The 22,366-nt window shown below is 68.3% G+C and carries 16 protein-coding genes and 1 pseudogene; 11 read left to right on the plus strand and 6 right to left on the minus strand.

Going from position 1 to position 22,366, the window contains the following annotated elements; all coding sequences use genetic code 11:
- Positions 1 to 43 precede the first annotated feature (43 nt).
- Both EV645_RS16665 and EV645_RS43365 read left to right on the plus strand, forming a co-directional pair.
- Positions 44 to 790, plus strand: a complete 747-nt coding sequence (locus EV645_RS16665; RefSeq protein ID WP_130444712.1) for a class I SAM-dependent methyltransferase — start codon at positions 44 to 46, stop codon at positions 788 to 790.
- Positions 787 to 3,897 (plus strand): annotated as a pseudogene (locus tag EV645_RS43365) (alpha-(1->3)-arabinofuranosyltransferase); the annotation flags it as partial. The gene EV645_RS16665 and the pseudogene EV645_RS43365, both read left to right, overlap by 4 nt.
- Before the next feature lie 803 nt (positions 3,898 to 4,700).
- Here EV645_RS43365 and EV645_RS16675 read toward each other — a convergent pair.
- A complete protein-coding gene (locus tag EV645_RS16675; RefSeq protein ID WP_130444714.1) occupies positions 4,701 to 5,912 on the minus strand; it encodes an acyltransferase family protein in 1,212 nt (403 codons plus the stop codon).
- A complete protein-coding gene (locus tag EV645_RS16680) occupies positions 5,909 to 7,669 on the minus strand; it encodes a hypothetical protein (RefSeq protein ID WP_130444717.1) in 1,761 nt (586 codons plus the stop codon). The genes EV645_RS16675 and EV645_RS16680 overlap by 4 nt, the downstream gene beginning before the upstream one ends.
- A 110-nt stretch (positions 7,670 to 7,779) precedes the next feature.
- On the opposite strand from EV645_RS16680, the gene pgfA reads away from it, so the two are divergent.
- On the plus strand, positions 7,780 to 8,853 hold the full coding sequence (pgfA, locus tag EV645_RS16685; RefSeq protein WP_130444719.1) for a cell envelope lipid trafficking protein PgfA: 1,074 nt from the start codon (positions 7,780 to 7,782) through the stop codon (positions 8,851 to 8,853).
- Between the two features lie 31 nt (positions 8,854 to 8,884).
- On the opposite strand, the gene EV645_RS16690 is transcribed toward pgfA, so the two are convergent.
- Both EV645_RS16690 and EV645_RS16695 read right to left on the minus strand, forming a co-directional pair.
- A complete protein-coding gene (locus EV645_RS16690) occupies positions 8,885 to 9,751 on the minus strand; it encodes a S41 family peptidase (protein ID WP_130444721.1) in 867 nt (288 codons plus the stop codon).
- A gap of 81 nt (positions 9,752 to 9,832) precedes the next feature.
- Positions 9,833 to 10,804, minus strand: a complete 972-nt coding sequence (locus tag EV645_RS16695; protein ID WP_130444723.1) for an NmrA/HSCARG family protein — start codon at positions 10,802 to 10,804, stop codon at positions 9,833 to 9,835.
- 92 nt (positions 10,805 to 10,896) lie between these two features.
- Here EV645_RS16695 and EV645_RS16700 point away from each other — a divergent pair, with 92 nt between their 5' ends.
- Positions 10,897 to 11,382 carry a MarR family winged helix-turn-helix transcriptional regulator gene (locus EV645_RS16700; protein ID WP_130444725.1) on the plus strand — a complete coding sequence of 162 codons (486 nt, stop codon included), beginning with the start codon at positions 10,897 to 10,899 and terminating at the stop codon, positions 11,380 to 11,382.
- Between the two features lie 9 nt (positions 11,383 to 11,391).
- On the opposite strand, the gene EV645_RS16705 is transcribed toward EV645_RS16700, so the two are convergent.
- A complete protein-coding gene (locus tag EV645_RS16705) occupies positions 11,392 to 11,766 on the minus strand; it encodes a hypothetical protein (protein WP_130444727.1) in 375 nt (124 codons plus the stop codon).
- Positions 11,767 to 11,772: 6 nt separating this feature from the next.
- Here EV645_RS16705 and EV645_RS16710 point away from each other — a divergent pair, with 6 nt between their 5' ends.
- The 5 genes from EV645_RS16710 (at position 11,773) to EV645_RS16730 (ending at position 19,601) form a co-directional block, all read left to right on the plus strand.
- Positions 11,773 to 12,681, plus strand: coding sequence for an FAD:protein FMN transferase (locus EV645_RS16710; protein ID WP_130444729.1), 909 nt, complete (start codon positions 11,773 to 11,775; stop codon positions 12,679 to 12,681).
- Positions 12,681 to 13,232, plus strand: a complete 552-nt coding sequence (locus EV645_RS16715) for a hypothetical protein (RefSeq protein ID WP_130444731.1) — start codon at positions 12,681 to 12,683, stop codon at positions 13,230 to 13,232. Before EV645_RS16710 ends, EV645_RS16715 begins: the two co-directional genes overlap by 1 nt.
- Positions 13,229 to 14,428 carry an NADH-ubiquinone oxidoreductase-F iron-sulfur binding region domain-containing protein gene (locus EV645_RS16720; RefSeq protein ID WP_130444733.1) on the plus strand — a complete coding sequence of 400 codons (1,200 nt, stop codon included), beginning with the start codon at positions 13,229 to 13,231 and terminating at the stop codon, positions 14,426 to 14,428. The genes EV645_RS16715 and EV645_RS16720 overlap by 4 nt, the downstream gene beginning before the upstream one ends.
- Complete coding sequence (locus EV645_RS16725) at positions 14,425 to 14,622, plus strand: ferredoxin (RefSeq protein ID WP_130444735.1); 198 nt, start codon at positions 14,425 to 14,427, stop codon at positions 14,620 to 14,622. The genes EV645_RS16720 and EV645_RS16725 overlap by 4 nt, the downstream gene beginning before the upstream one ends.
- Positions 14,623 to 14,738: 116 nt before the next feature.
- On the plus strand, positions 14,739 to 19,601 hold the full coding sequence (locus EV645_RS16730; protein ID WP_130444737.1) for an NAD-glutamate dehydrogenase: 4,863 nt from the start codon (positions 14,739 to 14,741) through the stop codon (positions 19,599 to 19,601).
- A gap of 1 nt (position 19,602) precedes the next feature.
- On the opposite strand, the gene EV645_RS16735 is transcribed toward EV645_RS16730, so the two are convergent.
- On the minus strand, positions 19,603 to 20,340 hold the full coding sequence (locus tag EV645_RS16735; RefSeq protein WP_130444739.1) for a GntR family transcriptional regulator: 738 nt from the start codon (positions 20,338 to 20,340) through the stop codon (positions 19,603 to 19,605).
- Between the two features lie 107 nt (positions 20,341 to 20,447).
- Here EV645_RS16735 and EV645_RS16740 point away from each other — a divergent pair, with 107 nt between their 5' ends.
- Together EV645_RS16740 and EV645_RS16745 are read left to right on the plus strand one after the other, a co-directional pair.
- A complete protein-coding gene (locus EV645_RS16740; protein ID WP_242000463.1) occupies positions 20,448 to 21,455 on the plus strand; it encodes a Gfo/Idh/MocA family protein in 1,008 nt (335 codons plus the stop codon).
- Between the two features lie 14 nt (positions 21,456 to 21,469).
- Entirely contained in the window at positions 21,470 to 22,354 is an 885-nt protein-coding gene (locus EV645_RS16745; RefSeq protein ID WP_130444741.1) for a sugar phosphate isomerase/epimerase family protein, read from the plus strand.
- Positions 22,355 to 22,366: the final 12 nt, after the last annotated feature.

Genomic DNA, 22,366 nt, shown 5'->3' on the forward strand with positions numbered 1-22,366 from the left:
CACCAGACCTCAGAAGTTCCGTTAATGTCCGTCTGTGCAGGGGATGACGAATGCAACAGCACGCCGGGGGTGGCGGGCCGATCTCGGCCGATCGGTGCGGCTGCTCCGCGCCTTCGGCGTCGAGCAGTCGGACCCGGATCGCTTCTATGAAACGCTTGCTGAAGACTCCGTCGGTCAGCTGAGCGAGTACGTCGGGCTGGACGGAGCGCTGATGCTCGACGTCGGCGGAGGCCCCGGCTACTTCGCCGACGCGTTCCGTCGCGCCGGTGCGGCGTACTTCGCTGTCGACTCGGACCTTGGCGAGCTCAGCGGCCGTGGAGCTCCCGCGCCGGGCACTGTGCTCGGTAGTGGGATGGCCCTGCCGGTCGCGGACGAGTCGGTGGACGTCTGCTTTTCGTCAAACGTGCTGGAGCACGTCCCTGACCCCTGGCTGATGGCCGGCGAGATGGTCCGGGTCACTCGGCCGGGCGGTACGGTCTTCTTGTCCTACACCGGTTGGTGGGGGCCGCACGGTGGTCACGAGACCGCGCCGTGGCATTACCTGGGCGGTCACCGCGCGGCCGGCCGCTACCAGCGACGCACAGGTCGTCCGCCGAAGAACAGGTTCGGGGAGTCGCTCTTTCCGATCACCGTCGCGAGCGGGTTGCGATGGGCGCGCACGTGTCCGGACGTGGACCTCGTAGCGGCTGTGCCGCGGTACCACCCGCGCTGGGCGTACGGCGTACTCGCTGTGCCCGGGCTGCGGGAGGTCGTCACCTGGAACCTCGTGCTGGTGCTAAGGCGCCGATGAAGGTCATCTGGCGGGCTCGAGTCGTCGTGGGCTGCCTGGTGCTGGTTGCGCTGTGCTTCCACCAGGCGCCCGGCAAGATCGTGCCGGACACCAAGCTCGACCTCACCGCGGGTCCGGGCGCCTTCCTCGGACGGGCCCTGCACCTGTGGGATCCGCAGGGCGCCTTCGGCCAGCTGCAGAACCAGGCGTATGGCTACCTGCTGCCGATGGGTCCGTTCCACTGGCTGCTCGACACCGTGTCCGTGCCGGGCTGGATCGTTCAGCGCCTGTGGTGGTCGGTGGTCCTCTGCGTCGCCTTCGTCGGTGTCTGGAAGCTCTGCAACGCCTTCCAGTACGGCGTTCCATGGACTCGCTTCGCCGTCGCACTGCTGTACGCCGCGAGCCCCCGCATGCTCGGCGAGCTCTCGATCACCTCGATCGAGGTATGGCCGATGGCGATGGCGCCGTGGGTTCTCTTGCCGCTCGTGACCCCGGCAGGACGCTCCATGTGGTGGCGGGTCAGCTGGTCTGCCGTGGCGTTCGCGCTGGTCGGCGGAGTCAACGCTGTGGCGACTGGCGCGACACTGGTTCTTCCTGCGCTCTGGCTGATTACCAGGCGCGGCACCGTGAAGGTCACTGCGGCCTGGCTGGGCTGCGTCGCAGCTGTCTCGGTCTGGTGGCTCGTGCCGCTGGTGCTGCTCGGCCGGCACAGCCCGCCATTCCTGGACTGGATCGAGAACGCGGCCGTGACCACCGGCATGGCCAGCGTGTTCGAGTCGTTCCGCGGTACGTCGCAGTGGCTGAACTTCCTGTCCGCCGGCGGCGGACCGAGCTGGCCGGCCGGCTGGCTGTACGTCACGCAGCCGACGCTGATCCTGGTCAGTGCAGCGATCGCTCTGGTCGGCCTGCTCGGTCTAGGAATGAGCTCGCTGCGCCACCGCGGCTTTCTCCAGCTGTCCTTCGTCGTCGGACTCCTGCTGCTGACGCTGGGACATTCAGGCGCAGCCGGCTCGCCGCTGGCACCGCAGTTGCACGACCTGCTCGACGGACCGCTCGCAGCACTTCGCAACACGCACAAGTTCGAGCTGGTCGTGCGCCTGCCGCTGGCCCTGGCTGCGGCGCATTCGCTGCACAGAATCACCCAGCTGGCGACAGCGCGCGGGCTGCACCGCCGCGTCGTACCCGTGCTCGTCGCCTGTCTGATCGTCTCGGCAGCAACACCGGCGCTCCTCGGCCAGTTGCCCAGACGCGAGGGGTACGACGCTATCCCGGCCTACTGGCGTGATGCTGCCACCTGGCTCGACCGGCAGCCCGGACCGGGTTCGGTACTCGTGGTGCCGGCCTCGTCGTTCGCGGACTTCACCTGGGGCTCGACGAAGGACGAACCGTTCCAGGCGTTGCTGAAGCGCCCGATGGCGGTGCGCGACGCAGTACCGCTCGGATCCGCGGGTGCGACGCGATGGCTCGACGAGATCGAACGACGTCTCGGCTCCGGGGTGGGTGACGCGACCCTGCGCCAGGCGCTGACCCGAGCCGGCATCCGCTACGTCGTGGTCCGCAACGACCTCCGGTACGACGCGCAGGCGACACCGCTGCTCGCCGTCCACGAGAGCCTCGCGGACGCCGGCATCGATCGCGTCGCGCAGTTCGGGCCGGTCACCGGCAGCACGATCGAGCAGCCGGACGCGACGCTCGACAGCCACACACGGCTGCCGTATCCGAGCGTCGAGATCTACGACGCGGGCGAGACGAGCTCGGGCGTACTGCTGCCGCAGTCCCGGCTGGTCGAGGTCCAGGGCGCACCCGAGGACGTGCCCGCCGCATTGACCGCGCTGGGTGGCGACCGGAGCGCGATCACCTCGTCCGACGCGGCGGGGAAACTGACCGGTCTGCCGTTGACCCAGACCGATGGTGTGCAGCGCCGTGAGGTGTCGTTCGGGCGGCCCGCGAACAACTACTCACCCGTACTGACCGCAGCCGATCCCGGTACGCAGGGCCGGCGAGCTCTCGGGTACGCCGTGAACGGGAAGGAGACGACGCGGGTCTGGAACGGCGACCTCGTCGATGTCCGCGCGTCTTCGTCGGCCGCGGACGCTGCCGCGTCCTTGCACACAGGTGCCGGCAGCGGGCCGTTCGCCGCGGTGGACGGCGATCCGTCGACGCGCTGGATCTCGGGGCGGTTCGGTCGAGCGAGCGGCGAGTGGCTTGAGCTGACATTCGCCGCGCCGCGTTCGGTGGACGGCCTGACCGTGCAGTTCTCGTTGGCCGCTCCAACGACCGAACCGGTGCGGACGCTGCGGCTGGAGACCGACGCCGGCGCCTTGACGTCGGTGGTATCGGCCACTGGCGATCCGCAACACCTTCCGACGCCGCCGGGCCTCACGCAGCGGCTCCGGCTCAGCGTCGCGACCACAGACGGCAAAGACCCGAACGGGGTGTCGATAGCGGAGGTGACTGTTCCTGGCATGACGGCGGCGAGCAGGCTGCTGGTGCCCGCGTCCGTCAGGCAGCCGAGCGCGCTGGTGTTCAGGAACCAGCAGATCGGGCGATCTGCCTGTCTGCACGTCGGTACGCGGCCGCTGTGCAGCGAGAGTCAGGCCGCTGATTCGGAGGAGCCGACCGGGCTGCAGCGCAGCGTCGACGTACCGCATGGCGCGACGTACCAGCTGTTCGGTACGGCGTTGCCGAAGGACGGCGACGCGCTGGAACGCCTGCTCGTCGTACCAGGAGCGATCACGGCCACCGCATCGTCCCGGGCTGTGGCAGCACCCGAGGGCCGGCCGGGCGCGGCTGTCGACCGTGATCTCGGGACGGGCTGGGTAGCGGCCCCGGACGACACCGCACCGCGTCTAACCTTGCGGTTGCCCGCACGGAGAAGCGTGAGTGCCTTGCAGTTCCTGACCGATCCGTACCTGACGGCGTCCCGGCCGACCGGGGTGGAGCTCTCCTTCGACGGCGGGCCGCCGACACGCGCCGCGGTCGATCCGGAAGGGTATGTGCGGTTCGCGGCGCGGACGGCACGAACTGTCGAGGTGAGGTTCACTCGCACCAGGCCGTTGCTGGACTTCGACTCCGCCACGGGTATCGCGCGCACCGCTCCGGTCGGCGTTGCCGAGGCGCGGGTCGTCGGAGCGGACGACCTGCGCAAAGCACTCGACCCGAACGGTCCTTCCGGGGCCGTTTGCGGCTACGGACCCGGTGTCCAGGTTGACGGCACACGGGTGGACACGCAGGTCAAGGCGACCGTTCGGGATCTGCTCCAGCGCAGGCCGGTGCCGATCACGGCCTGCGGGAAGGACTCCGGCGTCCCGCTTCGAGCGGGACGCCATACCGTGGACTTCCTGCCCGGCGGTGGGTTCGTTCCGATCCAGGCGAAGTTGACCGTCCGTGCGTTGACGTCGGGCTATGCGCCGCCCGAGCGGAGCGTTGACGTGGTGCGCTCGAGTCCGGCCGAGCTGACCACCGACGTTCCAGCACGGGACGAGCAGTCGGTGCTCGTGGTCTCGCAGAACTACAACGAGGGCTGGGAGGCGTACGACGAGAGCGGGCACAAGCTGACGCCGATCCGGGTCGGTGGCTGGCAGCAGGGCTGGATCCTGCCTGCGGGCGCCGAGCAGCTGGTGACTGCACGCTTCGGACCGGACAGTGGCTACCGGACCGGTCTGCTGGTGGGGTTGGTGTGCTGCCTGCTCGTGCTGGGCGTTGCGCTGCTCTCGCGGCGGCTGGCGCCTGATCCTCCTCTTGCTGGTGCACGTCGTCCAGGTGCGTGGGTCGTTGCGGGCGGCGGGCTGGTCGCGGGCGTGTTCATGTCGGGGTGGATCGGCCTCGCAGCGGTTGCTGCTGCGATCGTCTGCTCATGGCTGGTACCGCGACGCGTCGCGTTCGGCCTGGTGGCGACCGTGGTGGGTGCCGGGACGTTGGTGGCTGCCGTTCAGCCCTGGCCGGGCGGAGATGCCGGAGTGACCTCGGTCGCGGTCCAGGCGTCGGTGCTGTTCGGCTCGGCGTTGGCGCTGCTCGCCGGCGAGACGTCGTACGACCTGTCCCGTCTGCCCAGGCGCATGATGGGTCGCTCGATCCCGTAGTAGCTGGCGGCAGCGACCAGCGCGGAGATCACCAGTGTGGGCAGGAAAAGCAGAAGGAACCGCCCGCTGAACAAGGTGTAGCCCGTGACCCGCTCGACCAGGCCGAGCACGATCAGGTGGTACACGAACACTCCGTAGGAGATGTCACCGGCGACATGTCCTGCCCGGCCGCCCAGGACCCGAGCGGATCGTGGTGTCGGCGTCAGCGCGGGGAAGAGGGCGCAGGCTGCAATGGCTGTGTAGAGCAGCGTCTTCATGAACGCCTGTCCGGCAGACGGCGCCGTCAAGTTGTACGGCCCGGCTAGAGGGGTGGTTGCGATCAGCAACAGGGCTACGGCCGCGGTCCACACTGTGCCGGGCACGTTGGCCAGTGTCTGGAGGGTTGGGGTGGTGAGAAAGCCATGCTGACGTGCCACCTGCCAGAGGGCGAATCCCATGCCGATCGCGAACCAGCCGACGTACCCGGGCAGCCACAAGCCGGCCCGTGGATGTCCGGTGGCAGTTATCGATGCCATCCACACCGGACCGACAAGCACTGGCACTGCGAGTGCGAAGAGACGCGCTGCGACGCCACGCCGGCTCGGGCGGCCGCGGCCAGTCAGTAGTCTCGCCAACAGCGGCAGGAGCAGGTAGAACGCGACCTCGGTCGACAGACTCCACAGCTGGGTCAGACCGTCCGCGGGAGGTCCGTCGAGGTAGATCTGCGTCAGTGTTGCGTGCCGGAGATAGATGACCCACGTGACGTCGGCACTGTGCGGCAGGAGCAGCGCAGCAAGCAGAACAGCGATCCACAGCGCGGGCAGGATCCGCAGCGCGCGGTTCCGCAGGTACGGCGTCGTCCTGGGTCGCGGAGTGCCGTCGAACCAGGCGGCGACGTGTGGACGACAGAGCAGGAACCCGGAGATCGCGAAGAAGATCGCGACACCGACGTCCAGCCTGGCCAGCAGTCCGGCGAACGGGCCGTTCAGCGACGCGCCGGTGTGGAACCCGACGTGGGTGGTCAGGACGGCGAGCGCCCCGATCGCGCGCAGCCCGTCCAGGGCCGCGAACCGGACCTTCATCGGGGCAGTCCGACCTGGAGGTTCGCAACGCACAGGTTGGTCGCGGGATCGGTGGAACGCAGTCGCAGCTGGGTGGCCCGGATCCGTTCCGACGGACCGAAGTACATCGTGCCCACGCCGCCCGGCCAGTTCTTCGCCGGCAGCGCGGCGACCCGGCCCGCGTCGTCGACCAACTCGACGGACACCTGGTTCTCGCGGTTCGAGAAGTAGGCGGCCCGGACGAACCACTCGGAGGTCGCAACTTCGTCCTGCGTCGGAACCAGTGGGATGACCAACGGTCCGGCTCCGTGCAGCAACAGGCTGCAGAAGTTGTTCGGCTGCGCCGCCGGCTTGTCCCTGGACCAGACGGCGAACTGGGCCGGCCGAATGTGACCGCTGTCGTCGACCAGCAGCGGTTCACTGCCCGGTTCCTGCAACTGGAAGCGCCGGCCGGCCATCCGCAGTACCGGCGACAACCGACGGTCGGACATGAGCGCACTGCCCATCGGCGGCGGCATCGTCGTGTCCCACAGGTTCACGTTCGGTCCGGTGCGGTCCAGCTCAGCGTCGACGGTCGCGAAGTACGCCTTGGCCGGGTTCTTGCCCCACTCACCGGCGAACCCGGCGTCCGACACGACCACCCCGGCGAGCGCACCGGCCAGCACCATGGCCGGTACGACGATCCGCAGGTTCTGGGCAGTCAGCACGACGGCCAGCGTCAGCGGGATCGAGAGATCGGACCAGTAGTGGTAGTGCACGGTGAAGACAGATCCGAAGACGCCGAACCGGCCGTACGACAAGAGCGCGACCGTCGCGAGCACGTAGCCGATCACCGCACCCCACAGCAGTAGGGCGCGTCGGTCTCGCCGCCAGGCGACCGCCAGCAGCAGAGCGGTGATCAATCCGCCCAGCACGATCGCCACGATCGGCGGATCGGCGAGGCTGAACACCTGCCCGGTGTCGGCCCAGCGCCAGGGGCCGCCGACGACTGCGGTCAACGGCACCTCGAAGCTCTGCGCGACCAGTCGGCCCAGGTCTGCCGGCGATGGCACGCGACCGGCCGACGGATTGCCGGTGGTCAGGTAGAGGACTCCGAACCCGATCACGGCAAGGCCGAGCGCGGCCGCGTACGGCAGGGTACGGCGCAACCAGCTGCGGAACGGCTCGTCGCGCAGATAGAGAGCAAGGGCAACGGCCGTGAAGAGGATCAGGCCGGACTTCTCCCAGCAGGCCAGCGAGATCAGCAGCGAGAGCGGGCCGTAGGCAACGGCTCGGCGGCGGCGCCCGCCGTACCAGTCGATCGTTGCATGAAGCAACAGAAGGCCGAAGACATGGGCGGACAAGTTGTTCACACCGCTCGACAGCGACAGGAACGACGGCATGCTGACCGGCACCAGCGCGTAGATCGCCGTACCGATGGCCACCCACCAGGTCGGGCCGAGGATCCGGAGCAGCAGCAGGCCCATCAGCACGGTCGCGATCGCCTGCATCGCCATCCGCCAGCCGATCGTGACGTCGTGGTTGAGCGGCGCGATCGCCGCGAAGGCCGCGTAGACGAGCCGCAGGCCGGGGGCGATGTGGTCGTTGAGCGGCGTCAGCAGCTCCTTGGGCGCGAACCCGCGGTCGCCCTGGACCAGGAACTCGAGGTCGTCGGTCAGCCAGGAGCCGCGGCGTGCGAGCAGGCCGAGCCCGACCGTCTGCAGCACCGCGACAGCGACCACCACGCCGCGGAGAACCGATGTCTCCGGCATCGCCGGCCGGCCTGAGATCCCCCTCATGGGCCGCGACTATATGCCAGTCCGGACCGTTTCGAACTCGTCGTCTCCGGCGTCTGGTCAACGTCACTACTCGCTGGTAGCGTCCCGCGCACAGACCGGGAGGGGATGCAGTGGGGACTCGTAGTCGTGCGGCGCTGGTGGGGCTCGGAGTGTTCTTCGTCGGCGTTGCGGCGCTGGCCAGGTTCTACGCATACCCGACGTTGGCGGTCGCGCCGCCAGGGCAGGTCGCGCACACCGTGTCGACCGGGGCCGACGCCACCATCTTCAGCGCCGCGGACCTGAAGCAGAAGGACCACGTCGATCTCGAGGCGCGCCGGACCGTCCGCGGCGATGTCGTCGCGGCCGAGAAGATCAGCAAGGCGCTGAACCGCAAGGTGGTCGTCTTCGACACCGCGGTGGTGACCGACGACTCGAAGAACTATCAGTTCCCCAAGGACGACTCCAAGACCGCCGAGATGCCGCTGAGCTTCGTCCAGGAGCGGGTTGTGCTGGACGCGAAGACCGGGGAGGCGGTGCCGTGGAACCCGACCGGCAACGACAACAGCGGTGAGTACATCACCACCACGCTGGACAAGGCGGATCGGCTCAAGCCGAACCGGAACAGCGCGCTCTTCAAGGGCCACGAAGGCCTGGTGCTGAAGTTCCCGTTCGATACCCAGAAGAAGAGCTACACGTTCTGGGACACCACGCTGCGCAAGGCCTTCCCGATCGAGTACAAGCGGGTCGAGCACCTGTACGGGCTCAAGGTGTACGTGTTCGAGCAGGTGATCCCGAAGCAGAACATCCCGGTGGCGAATGCGCTCATGGTCCCGGGCACGCTCGTCGACGACCCCAGCAAGCCGTCGGTCGCGGTGCAGCGTACCTACCAGAACACGCGCACCCTGTGGATCGAGCCGGTGACCGGCGCGATCATCAAGGGTCAGGAGCAGCAGCTCGCGACCATTGCCTACCAGGGCCAGGACAAACTCACCGCCACCAAGGTCACCATCGCCTACGACGACGCCACCGTGCACAAGAACGTCAAGGGCGCCAAGGAAAACAACATCGCTGAAGGCGGCTACCAGGCGAAGGCAGCACAGCTCAAGGCAATCTCGGTCTGGATCCCCCTCGGATCCCTCATCCTCGGGCTCCTACTCCTCGGCTTCGTGCTCGTGCGCCACGTCGGAAGACCAGGTTCAGACTGAGCGGACATCCGGCCCGGCCAGTCGACGGCCGTCATCGCAGCGCTGCGATGGCGGTCTCGATCACAGTGTCGGGTGGGCTCGTGACGTCGGGTACGACGCCGACGCCTTCCCAGTTGGTGCCGGTGGTGCTGTCGACGACGTACGCCTCGGGCAGGTAGGCCAGGACTGTTGGCGCCAGCCGAATCGGCGTGATGTGATCGGCGGCTCCGGGCGTGGTCTCACCGATGACGGTGACCCGGCCTCGTGTTTGCAGGTGATATGCGAGGGCTTCGCCGGACGAGAATGTGCCTGGGCCCACGAGGACGGCGACCGGCTGCCGCAGGGTCGTGCCGGATGGCAGGGCGGGTGACCACCACTGCCGCCGTCGATCCGTGTAAACGACTTCGGACAATTGTGTCGGTGTCTCGCCGAGCAGTCGGCCGGCGATGTGCGCCACTGTCGCGGGATCGCCGCCCCCGTTGGCGCGCAGATCGAGCAGGATGCGGGCCGAGCCCTGCGCCAGGGCGAACGCGGCGTCGAGATACGGCTGGGCAAGGCTGATGTCGTCGAGCTCATCGACGCTGATGAGGCAGGTGCTATCCGCGAGCCACCGCACCTGCGAGACGCCCGCGGCCCGGGCACGAACCACCTCCGGCTCCGGCTCCGGCCAGCCCGGCGACTCGGTGTCGAGCTGCGCGGTACCTCCGGGCTCGAAGCTGAGCGCAAGATGGCGGGAGACCGTCCACGCGCACCGCTCGATCTCCTTGCAGTCGGCGCTGGTGACCGGAGATTCCAGCACCCCAAACTGTTCGGTGAGCACCGCGATGAGTCTGTCGCGACGGACACCGGGTGGCATCAGCCGACACAGCCAGCCCGTGAGCCGTTCGACGAGCTCATGCATCACCAAAGCGTCGGACATGATCGAACAGTAAAGCCGCAGCCCCGCGTCTTACAGCCTCGATCGTTATGCCCGCAGCAAACAGTCTGGGGCGCGGAATCGTCAGTTTTGCGAGGCTTTGAGCTCGTCCTTGTGCTTGTCGAGCCAATCGGCGAAGGACTCGAGGTCGGGGTTCAGTTCGCGAGTCTTGGTGACGTCGCGGTCGCCTGTGAAGCGTTTGTGGTCTTCGGCGTAGAACTGGAACATGTTGGACATTTCTACGGCCATCGGGAAGGGGTATTCGCGGAATTCTTCCCAGGTGGGGGCGTGGTAGAGGACCTCTTCGCCGAAGGCTTCGCTGAGGGCGGCGGCGTACCGCTCGCCGGTGAGGTGGTCGCCGGCGATGCTGATGGTTTCGCCGATCAGGTCGGGGTGCTTGAGGATGGCGAAGGCGGTGCGGCCGATGTCCTCGGAGGCGACGCCGGACAGCGGGCGGTCGGCCATCGGGATGGTGATGGTCAGCTTGCCGTCGGCGTTGCGCGCGGGCGGCAGGCCGTTGATGAACGCGTCGAAGTAGAACGTGGTCCGCAGGAACGTCGTCGGCACGCCGTACTTCGTGAAGATCTCGTCGGCCTCGCCCTTCGCGTCGAAGTGCGGGACCTTGTAGCGCCCGTCGTCCAGGCTCGGTACGTCGTCGCGCCCGGCGAAGAAGGTCCTGGTGTCCTCGAGCGTCGACCAGACCACGTGCTGGACGCCGGCGTCGCGGGCGGCCCGGGCGGCGATCTCGGCCTGGTCGAGCTCCATCTCGGCGCGGGTCCGGGCGGCCTCTTCCTCGGGGGTCCGCTCGACCCAGTAGTTCGTCACCACGAAAGCGCCGTACACGCCGTCGAACGCGGCCCGCACGCTCGCCTCGTCGTCGAGGTCGGCCGCGACTACCTCGGCCCCCGCCGCGACCAGTTCGCGGGACTTCGCGGAGTCCGGGTTCCGGGTCAGGGCCCGGACGGCGAACTCGCCTGACGTGTCGGCCAGGATCGCGCGGACCAGGCCGCCGCCCTGGTTCCCGGTGGCGCCGACGACAGCGATCAGCTTGCTCATATCTACTCCCAGAAAGTTTGGGTTGATGTGTCAACCCAACCGATCGTAGCTCGTTTGGTTGATGTGTCAACCCGACCCGGTAGGATGGGTTCGTGAGCAAGGGACCGTGGCTCGACGACGACGAGCAGAAGGCGTGGCGCAGCTACCTGCTGATGACCCGGACGCTGGAGACGCACCTGGAGCGACACCTCCAGCGGGACTTCGGCCTGTCCAAATCGGACTTCGAGATCCTGGTCAATCTGTCCGAGTCGGAGTCCGGCCGGATGCGGGCGTTCGAGCTGAGCCGGTCGACCCAGTGGGAGAAGAGCCGGCTGTCGCACCACCTGACCCGGATGGAGAAGCGCGGCCTGATCCGCAAGGAGGCCTGCGAGTCCCGCTACCCGGAGATCGCCATCACCGAGGCAGGGATGGCCGCGATCAAGGAGTGCGCGCCGGCGCATGCGGCCCGGGTCCGGGAGTTCTTCGTCGACGTGTTCGGCCCCGACCGGATGACGGTCCTCGGCGAGGTGTCCGACGAGGTCGTCGCGACGATCGGCAAGCACTGCGATACCGACTGCCCGCTGGCGGACCGCTCCTGAGAAGGGCTCTCAGAGAGCTTTCAGCAAGACTTGACGGTGGCTTGATCTTCTCTTGGAGTGCGGCTGACGGGCTTCGGCCGAGTCTTGGGGCATGGTCAGCACAGACAAACCCCAGTCCATTCGCCGGCGCTGGTTGCACCGGGCGTCCGCAGCCGCGATAGCCACTGCCGTCCTCGGCGTCGGCGCGACCGGGATCTCGGTCGCGGTCGTGTCGTCGAAGAACAGCGACAGCACCGGTACGACGTCAACCTCGACCAGCAGCTCCGACGACTCCAGCTCGACCAGCAGCTCCAGCTCCGGATCGAGCAGCAGCTCGGACGACAACGGCAGCTCGAGCGGCCTCGGCTCGTCCAGCTCCAGCTCAACCTCGCAAGGTGGGAGCAACGGTTCATGACCGCCTCCCGGACCTGGACCGCGTGGAGTTGTACGGTCCGGCTGACCGTCGACGACCCCGCCGTACTGGGGGCGGCCTGCGGTGAGCTCAAGACGCTGATGGACCGCATCGACAAGGCGGCCAGCCGCTTCCGCCCGGACTCCGAGGTGTCGGCCGTGAACAGCCGTGCCGGCGCGCTCGTACCGGTGTCCCGTCTGCTCGTCGATCTCGTCGACGTCAGCCTGGTCGCGGCCCAGATGAGCGGCGGAGCGGTCGACCCGACCGTCGGCGCGGCGGTGATCGCGGCCGGGTACGACGCCGACATCGAGACGGTACGACGCCGCTTCCCGCAAGCACCGCACGACCCGAAGCCGGTCGCGGGCTGGCAGGAGGTTCGCCTCAACCGCAAGCTCGCTCTGCTCGGCGTACCGACGGACTGTGCGCTCGACCTGGGTGCGACGGCCAAGGCCTGGACCGCGGACCGTGCCGCGAACGTCATCAGCAAGCGCTACGGCTGCGCCGTCCTCGTGGAGATCGGCGGTGACCTCAGGGCCGCTGGTACGCCGAGCAAGCCCTGGGTAATAACTGTCGCCGAGCGCGCCGGCGAGGAGGGCGTCCTCGTCACGCTCGCCCACGGCGGTCTGACCACGTCGACCCGCACGGTACGGCGCTGGCAGACGCCCACCGGCTACAACCACCACGTCATCGACCCGCGCACCGGGCTGCCCGCGGCAGGCCCGTACCGGACCGCATCCGTCTGGGCTCCGACCGCAGTACGGGCGAACACCTTCAGTACTGCGCTTGTTGCCACCGGGGACGCCGCGCTCGGTCGACTGAAGCTGGCCGGACACCCGGCCCGGCTGGTTGCTGAGGACGGCGAGGTCACCGAACTGGCGGGCTGGCCGACAGCAAGCAGGGCTGCCTGATGACGCTCTGGTACCTGGCCCGCGCTGCCGGCGTGGTCACCATGGTCATGTTCACGCTGTCGGCCGTGCTCGGCATGGTGATGCCGAACGTACGCCGACCCGAGCGCCGGTTCTGGCTGCAGTACGTGCACCGCTCGGCCGCAGTGACCGGACTGGTCCTGTTGACAACGCACGTGGTCGCAGTAATCGCCGACAGCTACGTAGCGATCAGTCCGACCGTGCTGGTCTGGCCATTCGGCTCCGGCTACCGGCCGTTCGCCATGGCGGTCGGCGTACTGGCTCTCTACAGCCTCGTACTGGCGTCCCTCGTCGGCGCATCCCGTGGTCGGTTGGCGGCGTCCGCGACGTTCACGAAGTACTGGCGCAAGCTCCACATCGCGGCGTCGGTCGGCTGGCTGCTGTCCATCGGGCACGCATTGCTCGCCGGCACGGACCGCAGTACGCCGTGGATGCTCGCGATCACCATCGGCTGCCTGGCTGCTGTCGCCACTGCTGGCGTGTACCGCCTCAATGCCGCCCCGAAGCTCACCCGTGCCTGGAGGACTCAATGATCACCGTCGACGACACCCGGGTCATCGGTGAGGCCAGAGTCCTCGCCGGAACCGACCAGGGCCGCCTGGACCTGCTGCGTCATCGCAGCACTCACGGCAGCCTGCCTGCACTGACCCGGGACGACTACACGAAGCTGTGTGAAGCAGTGGGACTCAGAGGACGCGGTGGGGCCGCGTTCCCGGTCGCACTGAAGCTGCAGGACCTCCCAGCTCGTGGAGTAGAAGCTGTAGTGGTCAACGGCTCAGAGAGCGAGCCGGTCAGCCGCAAGGACCGCCTGCTCCTCACCCGATCACCACACCTCGTTCTGGACGGCGCAGTCGGCCTGGCGCACGCACTGGGCGCACCGCACGTGCTGATCGCCGTACATGACGCAAGAGCCGCCACCTCGGTCCGTGAGGCGCTGATGGAGCGTGACGACAGGCTCGCGATCGAAGTACAGGAGACTCCGGGTCGGTTCGTCGCAGGGGAGGCCCGTGCGGTGCTGAGCGCGCTGGAGGGCGGCGCCGCCGTACCGCCTGGTCGGAGGGTGTTGCCGACGCGCAAGGGCTACCACCGGCGACCCACGTTCCTGTCGAACGTCGAGACGTTCGCCCAGCTCGCCGTACTCGCGCGACTCGGCTCCCGTGGTTTCAGCAGCACCGGACTGATCAGCGAGCCCGGTACGCAGCTGCTGACGATCGACGGCGCCGTACGTCGGCCCGGCGTGATCGAGACACCAACCGGTGTCCCACTCGACACAGTCCTGCAGTACTCCGGCGCGCAAGCCGGTCCCGTACTACTGGGCGGCTACCACGGCCGCTGGCTGCAGCGGACCGAGGGCGTGACGCTGCAGCGACCGGAGGTGTCCGCCGGAATCATCCTGGCGCTCGGGTCCGACACCTGCCCGCTCGGTGAGATCACCCGTGTCACCCAGTGGCTGTCCAGTCAGTCAGCCGGGCAGTGCGGACCCTGTGTGTTCGGCCTGGCAGCACTGGTCGACGACTTCGCGCGGCTGACCGTCGGCGATCCGCAGGGCTGGCACGACGCCCACCGGCATCTCGGTCTGGTTCCGGGGAGAGGAGCCTGTGCGCACCCGGACGGGACTGCGAGATTCCTCACGTCCGCGCTCGAGGAGTTCGACGACGACGTACAGCATCACCTCACCGGTCAGGGCTGCGGCCGGCCGGTTCTGGGAGTCCTCGGAGGTACCCGATGAACAAGCTCGAGATCGACTGGACCAGGTGCGACGGGCACGGCCTCTGCGCAGGCCTGGTGCCCGATGACATCCTGCTCGACGAGTGGGGATTCCCGGTGCTGCGAGGCCGCGAAATCACCGCCGGTGAGCTGTCGGATGCGCGCCGCGCAGTCCTCGCCTGTCCCGCTCTTGCCTTGCGCCTCAACAATCGATGACAGCTCCGTCCCGACACCACACCAGTGACAAAGGTGGACTAATCTCTGAGTGACCGCACAACGTCGTGCGGTCCGGCGAGAACCGACGCCGACGTCACGTGTGGAGACGGTGGGGAATGCAGAGCAAGCTGGACGTCCAGAAGGCAGATGTGCTCGCCAAGGCGGTGGCCGCGGGCACTCATGGGCACGACAAATTGGTCGACCCGGGCAAGCTGAGGACGTTCCTCGAGCAGTACTACCGGCACGTCGCCGCCGAGGACGTCGCCGAGCGCCAGCCGAACGACTGCCTGGGCGCCGCGCGGCACCATTACAAGTCCGCGATGAGCCGCCCGCAGGGTACGGCGAAGGTCCACGTCTTCACCCCCACCGTCGACGAGCACGGCTGGTCCGCGAGCGGCCGGACGGTCGTCGAGATCGTCATCGACGACATGCCGTTCCTGGTCGACAGCGCCTCGATGGCGATCACCGAGCACAACCTCGAGCTCCAGCTGCTGATCCACCCGCAGTTCGTCGTACGCCGTGACGTCGCCGGCACGCTGCAGGAGGTCCTGGACGACAGCGCCGCCGCGGACGGGCACGACCTGGTCCGCGAGAGCTGGATGCACCTGGAGATCGAGCGGATCTCGGACGTCGCCGAGCATCGCGCCCTCGAGCAGGCGCTGCAGAAGGTGCTGAACGACGTACGCGAGGCGGTCGAGGACTGGCCGAAGATGCACGAGAAGGCGGTCAGCATCGCCGCCGGGCTGACGGCCGACGACCTGCCGGTCCCCGAGAGCGAGGTGGAGGAGGCCCGCGAGCTGCTCGAGTGGCTGGCCGACGAGCACTTCACCTTCCTCGGCTACCGTGAGTACGACTTCACCATGGAGGGTCAGCAGGGCATCCTGCGCGGCCGTCCCGGGACGGGCCTGGGCATCCTCCGGCCGGACCCGAAGCCGGGCTCCGGCAAGCTGCCGCCCGAGGTGAGCGCCAAGGCGCAGGAGCGGAAGCTGCTGATTCTCACCAAGGCGAACTCGCGCTCCACCGTGCACCGGTCGACCTACCTCGACTACGTCGGCATCAAGCAGTTCGACGAGAACGGCGAGCCGGTTCGGGAGTGCCGGTTCATCGGTCTGCTCTCGTCGACCGCCTACACCGAGAGCGTCATGCAGGTGCCGGTACTGCGGCGCAAGGCGCTCGAGCTGTTCCGCCTGACCGGCTTCGACCCGAACAGCCACAGCGGCAAGGGCCTGCTCGACGTACTGGAGACCTACCCGCGCGACGAGCTGCTGCAGGCGCCAGTCGAGGACCTGCTCCCGATCGTGCAGTCGGTGCTGCACCTCCAAGAGCGGCGCGCGGTGAAGCTGTTCGTACGGCGCGACGTCTACAACCGGTACCTGTCCTGCCTGGTGTACCTGCCGCGTGACCGCTACACCACTGCGGTCCGGCTGAAGATGCAGCAGATCCTCAAGGACGCTATCGGCGCGGAGACCGTCACGTACGCCGCGTACGTCACCGAGTCGGTGCTGGCCCGCGTGCACTTCGTGGTCCGGATGAAGCAGGGCGAGACAGTCGGGGAGTACGACGCGGACCTGCTCGAGCAGCAGGTGATCGACGCGACCCGTGCGTGGGCAGACGACTTCACCGCCGCGCTGCACGCGCAGGGCGGCGACGGTGCGGTCACCAAACTGTCCCGCCGGTACGCGCAGGCGTTCCCGGAGGCCTACAAGGAGGACTTCGACGCCCGCGTCGCGGTCAATGACGTACACGTCCTGGAGAGCCTGCCGGCCGAGGACGGGCTGGCCATGTCGCTCTACAACCCGATCGACGAGGAGTGGGAAGGCGAGCGCCGCTTCAAGGTCTTCCGGCGAGGTACGGCGCTGTCGCTGTCGCAGGTGCTGCCGCATCTGAGCGCGATGGGCGTCGAGGTGATCGACGAGCGGCCGTACGAGATCCGCTGCGACGACGGCACGATGGCCTACATCTACGACTTCGGTCTGAAGGCGCCCGAGGACACCCAGGAGCGGGAGGAACTGCGCAAGCTGTTCTCCGACACGTTCCAGGCCGTCTGGGAGGGCCGCGCCGAGTCCGACAAGCTGAACGCGCTGGTGCTGCGCGGCAACCTCAGCTGGCGGCAGGTGTCGATCCTGCGCGCGTACCAGCGCTACATCCGCCAGGGCGGTACACCGTTCAGCCAGGACTACATCCAGAACACGTTCCTGAACCACGTGGACGTCGCCGGTCTGCTGGTGCAGCTGTTCGAGACCAGCTTCGATCCGGCGCGCGGCCCGGCCGACGACCCGGACCGGACCATGAGGACGGACCAGCTGGAGAAGGAGATCCTGGCCGCACTGGACACTGTGCAAAGCCTGGACGAGGACCGGATCCTGCGGTCGTACCTGACCGTGATGAAGGCGACGCTGCGGACCAACTACTTCCAGCCGGGTCCCGACGGTCAGCCGCGGTCGTACCTGTCGCTGAAGCTGGAGCCGAAGGCGATCCCGGACCTACCGCAGCCGCGACCGGCGTACGAGATCTTCGTGTACTCGCCGCAGGTCGAAGGTGTGCACCTGCGGTTCGGCGCGGTCGCGCGCGGCGGGCTGCGCTGGTCGGACCGGCGTGAGGACTTCCGCACCGAGGTGCTCGGCCTGGTGAAGGCGCAGATGGTGAAGAACTCGGTGATCGTGCCGGTCGGCGCGAAGGGCGGGTTCTACGCCAAGCAGCTGCCGGATCCGTCCGTCGACCGCGACGCGTGGCTGGCCGAGGGCATCGCGTCGTACAAGACCTTCATCTCCGGGCTGCTGGACATCACCGACAACATCGTTGCCGGTGACATCGTTCCGCCGCGCGACGTGGTCCGGTACGACGGTGACGACGCCTACCTGGTCGTTGCCGCGGACAAGGGCACGGCGACGTTCTCCGACATCGCGAACGGGGTCGCGAAGGAGTACGGGTTCTGGCTGGGCGACGCGTTCGCATCCGGCGGTTCGGTCGGCTACGACCACAAGGCGATGGGGATCACCGCCCGCGGCGCGTGGGAGTCGGTCAAGCGGCACTTCCGCGAGATGGGCCACGACTGCCAGGCGGAGGACTTCACCGTCGTCGGCGTCGGAGACATGTCCGGCGATGTCTTCGGCAACGGGATGCTGCTGTCCGAGCACATCCGGCTGGTCGCGGCCTTCGACCACCGGCACATCTTCCTCGACCCGACGCCCGACGCGGCGTCGTCGTTCACCGAGCGGCGGCGGCTGTTCGACCTGCCGCGGTCGTCCTGGGCGGACTACGACGCGTCGCTGATCTCCACCGGTGGCGGCGTGTTCCCGCGGACCGAGAAGGCGATCCCGATCTCTGCCGAGGTGCGTGACGCGCTCGGCATCGAAGGCAGTCCGGCGAAGCTGACGCCGGCCGAGCTGATGAACGCGATCCTGAAGGCGCCGGTCGACCTGTTCTGGAACGGCGGCATCGGCACGTACGTGAAGTCGTCGGGCGAGTCGAACGCCGACGTCGGCGACAAGGCCAACGACGCGATCCGGATCAACGGTTCCGACCTGCGGGCCCGTGCGGTCGGCGAGGGCGGCAACCTCGGCTTCACCCAGCTCGGCCGGATCGAGTACGCCGCGGCCGGCGGCCGGATCAACACCGACTTCATCGACAACGTGGCCGGCGTGGACACCTCCGACCACGAGGTGAACATCAAGATCCTGCTGGACAAGGTGGTTGCCGACGGCGACCTGACCGAGAAGCAGCGCAACGACATCATCGCGTCGATGACCGACGAGGTCGGAGCGCTGGTGCTGAAGAGCAACTACCGGCAGAACATCGCGCTGGCCAACGCCGGTGCCCAGGCCGCGGCCCTGATGCATGTGCACCAGGACTGGGTACGGCGGCTGGAGCGCCAGGGCCTGCTCGATCGCGAGCTGGAGTTCCTGCCGAGCGTCACCGAGTTCAAGCGGCGCAAGGCCGAGGGGCGAGGGCTGACTTCGCCGGAGCTGTCGGTCTTGATCGCCTACACGAAGATCGTGATGGACGCCGAGCTGCTGAAGACGTCGCTGCCGGACGACCCGTTCCTGAAGCACAAGCTGGCCAGCTACTTCCCGAAGGAGATCAAGGAGCGGTTCGGCGACCAGATCCAGAGCCACCAGCTGCGGCGCGAGATCATCACCACGCAGGTGGTCAACGAGTTCGTGAACACGTCGGGCATCACGGCGTACCACCGGCTCTCGCTGGAGACCGGCGGGACGGTCGAGGACGTCGTCCGCGCGAACCTCGCGGCCAGCAGGATCTTCTCGCAGCCGGAGCTGCTGTCGCGCAATTCCGAGCTGGACAACGTCGTCGGCGCCGAGACCCAGACCCACATGCGGCTGGAGACCCGGACGCTGGTCGAGCGCGCGACGCGCTGGCTGGTCAGCAACCGTCGGCCACCGGTCGACATCGAGGACCTGATCGACTTCTTCGGTCCGGGGATCGCGAAGCTGACCGCGGCGTTGCCCGACGTACTGCGGGGCCGTGAGCTGGCCCTGTTCGAGCAGCGCCGGGAAAGCCTTGTGCAGAAGGGCGTTGCGGACGACTTCGCGACCCGGATCGCGGTGCTGCCTCCGGCGTACGCCGGACTCGGCATCGTCGAGACCGCGTCGCGGGACGACATCGACATCCTCGAGGTCGCCAAGGTGCACTTCGCGCTGGGCGAGCGGCTGCAACTCGGCCGCTTCCTGGAGCGGATCATCGGCCTGCCGCGCACCGACCGCTGGCAGACCATGGCCCGCGCCGCCCTCCGCGACGACCTGCACGCCGTCCATTCCCGCCTCACCCAACAGGTCCTGGCCACCACCGACGCCTCGGCCGACCCCGAGGACCGGGTCATCACCTGGCAGGACCAGAACGACGTGGCCCTGTCCCGCGCGGCGTCGATGCTCGAAGAGATCGTCGAAACCGAAGGTCCCGAACTCGCCCAACTCTCGGTAGGCCTCCGCCTGGTCCGCACCCTGATCGCCAACCAGGGGTAGGTCAGCGCTCGGAGACCACGACGTCGACGGAGTAGTGGTCGGCGCGGTAGCAATGGTTGCCGTATTCGATGGGGGAGCCGTCGGCGGCGTAGGCGGAGCGGGTCATGGTGACGAGCGGCTCGGCCTTGGACATGTGGAGGGTGCGGCGTTCGTCGGCGGTGGCGTTGCGGGCGCCGATGCGCTGGCGGGCGACCGTCGGGCGGATGCCGCGGGCCCGGAGTACGGCGTACAGGCCCTCGTGCGTGAGCTGTTCCAGCGTGAGGTTGTTGAGGGCCGGAGGCAACCAGTTGCGCATGATCGCGAGCGGTACGTCGTCGGCGTACCGGAGCCGGACGATCGAGACCAGCGGCGTGCCGGGCGGTAGCTCCAGGACCGTCGCGGCGCGGTCGTCCTGTGCTTCGCAGTCGAGGGACAGCACCTCGGTGCGCGGCGTACGGCCCTCGCGCTCGAGGTCTTCGTACAGGCTGGTCAGCTCGGCCTTGCGGTGAACCATCTGGCTCGCGACCGTGGTGCCGATGCCGCGCCGGCGGACCAGCAGGCCTTGGTTGACCAGCTCGGCGATCGCGCGCCGCACGGTCGGCCGGGACAGGCCGAGCCGGTCCGACATGGCGATCTCGTTCTCGAACGGGTCGCCCGGACGGAGCGAGCCGTCGGTGATCGCGGACGTCAGCTGCTCGGCCAGCTGGTGGTAGAGCGGCACCGGACTGGCCCGATCGATACTGACCGGGAGAGCGATCATGGCCGGGATGTTACATGAGGAAGGTATGTATGTCTTGACGTGAAAATGTGTTTACAAAGTATTGACACCCTGTCGGCGGCCGGGAAGGCTGACGGAGGCGTGTTTGGGTGAACAGAGAGGTGACCGGGATGCGGATCGGGTTGGTCGGGGTCGGGCGGATCGGGGCGTTCCACGCCGCGACGCTCAAGGATCTGCCGGCGGTGGATCAGGTGGTCGTCGCCGACGCGGACCCGGGCCGGGCGGAGCTCGTCGCGAAGGATCTCGGCCTGGAGTTCGCACCCGACGTCGACACGCTGCTGGCGAGCCGTCCGGACGGCTTCGTCATCGCGGCCGCGACCTCGGCACACGCTTCTTTGATCGAGGCCGCTATCGCAGCGGGCGTTCCGACGTTCTGTGAGAAGCCGATCGCGCTGGACCTGGCGGAGACCGAGCGGGTGGTGGCGTTGGTCGAGGCATCGACCGTGCCGGTGCACATCGGCTTCCAGCGCCGGTTCGACGCCGGGTACCAGGCGGCCCGGGAGGCTGTCCGGTCCGGCGAGCTCGGTTTCGTCCACCACATCAGGGCGAACACCAACGACGCGTTCCCGCCGCACCACGAGTACATCCCGCAGAGCGGTGGGTTCTTCCGCGACTGCACGGTCCACGACTTCGACATCATCCGGTACGTCACCGGCCGCGAGGTGGTCAGCGTCTACGCGACCGGCGCGAACCGCGGCGAGGCTTTCTTCGGCGAGTACGGCGACGTGGACTCGGCGGCCGCGCTGCTCACACTCGACGACGGCACGTTCGTCGCGGTCAGCGGGACGCGGTACAACGGCGCCGGGCACGACGTACGGATGGAGCTGCACGGCAGCCTCGGATCGATCGCCGTCGGGCTCGACTCGCACACCGCGCTGCGCTCGGCCGAGCCCGGCGTCACGTTCCCTGACGGGAAGCCGCACATGACCTTCATGGACCGGTTCCAGCCCGCGTACGTCGCGGAGCTGACTGCCTTCACGGAGCTCGTCGCCGGCACCCGCGAGGTCCCGTGCACGGTCCGGGACGCGCTCGCCGCCTTCCGGATCGCCGACGCCTGCGAACTGTCCCGCCACGAGAACTGCATCATCACCCTCTGAGGAGACCCAATCGTATGACTGATCTCGCTGCTCGCATCGCCGGCGCCCCGATCTCATGGGGAGTCTGCGAGGTACCCGGGTGGGGCTGGCAGTACGACGCCGCGACGGTTCTCGCCGAGATGCGCGACGCCGGTCTGGCCGCAACGGAGTTCGGGCCGGACGGGTTCCTGCCGGAGGATCCGGCCGAGAAGGCGAAAACCCTTGCGGACGTGGGGCTTCGGGCCGTTGGAGGCTTCGTGCCGGTCGTGCTGCACGATCCGTCGTACGACCCCGCGCCCGCTGTCGCCACGGCACTCGAGGGCTTCGTTGCCGCGGGAGCGACCACGCTGGTTCTCGCGGCGGCGACCGGCCAGGAGGGGTACGACGACCGCCCGGTGCTGGACGAGACCGGCTGGAACACGTTGCTCGGCAACCTCGACAAGCTGTCTGCGGCGGCGGCCGCTTCTGGGGTGCTCGCGACGATCCATCCGCATGTCGGCACGATGGTCGAGAACTCCGACGACGTCGAGCGGGTGCTGGGTGGGTCGTCCATCGGGCTCACCCTCGACACCGGCCACTTGCTGATCGGCGGAGTCGACCCGGTCGCTCTCGCGGTCAAGCACACCGATCGCATTCGCCATACGCACTTGAAGGACGTCGACGCCGCGTGGGCGGCCCGCGTCCAGGCAGGCTCGGTCTCGTACACCGACGCCGTACGTCAGGGGATGTACCGGCCGCTGGGCGCCGGTGACATCGACATCGCCACGATCGTCGGCACCCTGGAGAAGTCCGGGTACGACGGTTGGTACGTCTTGGAGCAGGACACGATCCTGCCGGCGCGGCCGACCGACGACGGGCCGGTGGTGGACGTTCGGGCCAGTATCGATCACCTGCAAGCGATCGCCGAGACAGTCCGATGAGGCGAGGGCCGA

This window comes from Kribbella rubisoli (genome assembly GCF_004217145.1).
GTDB lineage: Bacteria > Actinomycetota > Actinomycetes > Propionibacteriales > Kribbellaceae > Kribbella > Kribbella rubisoli.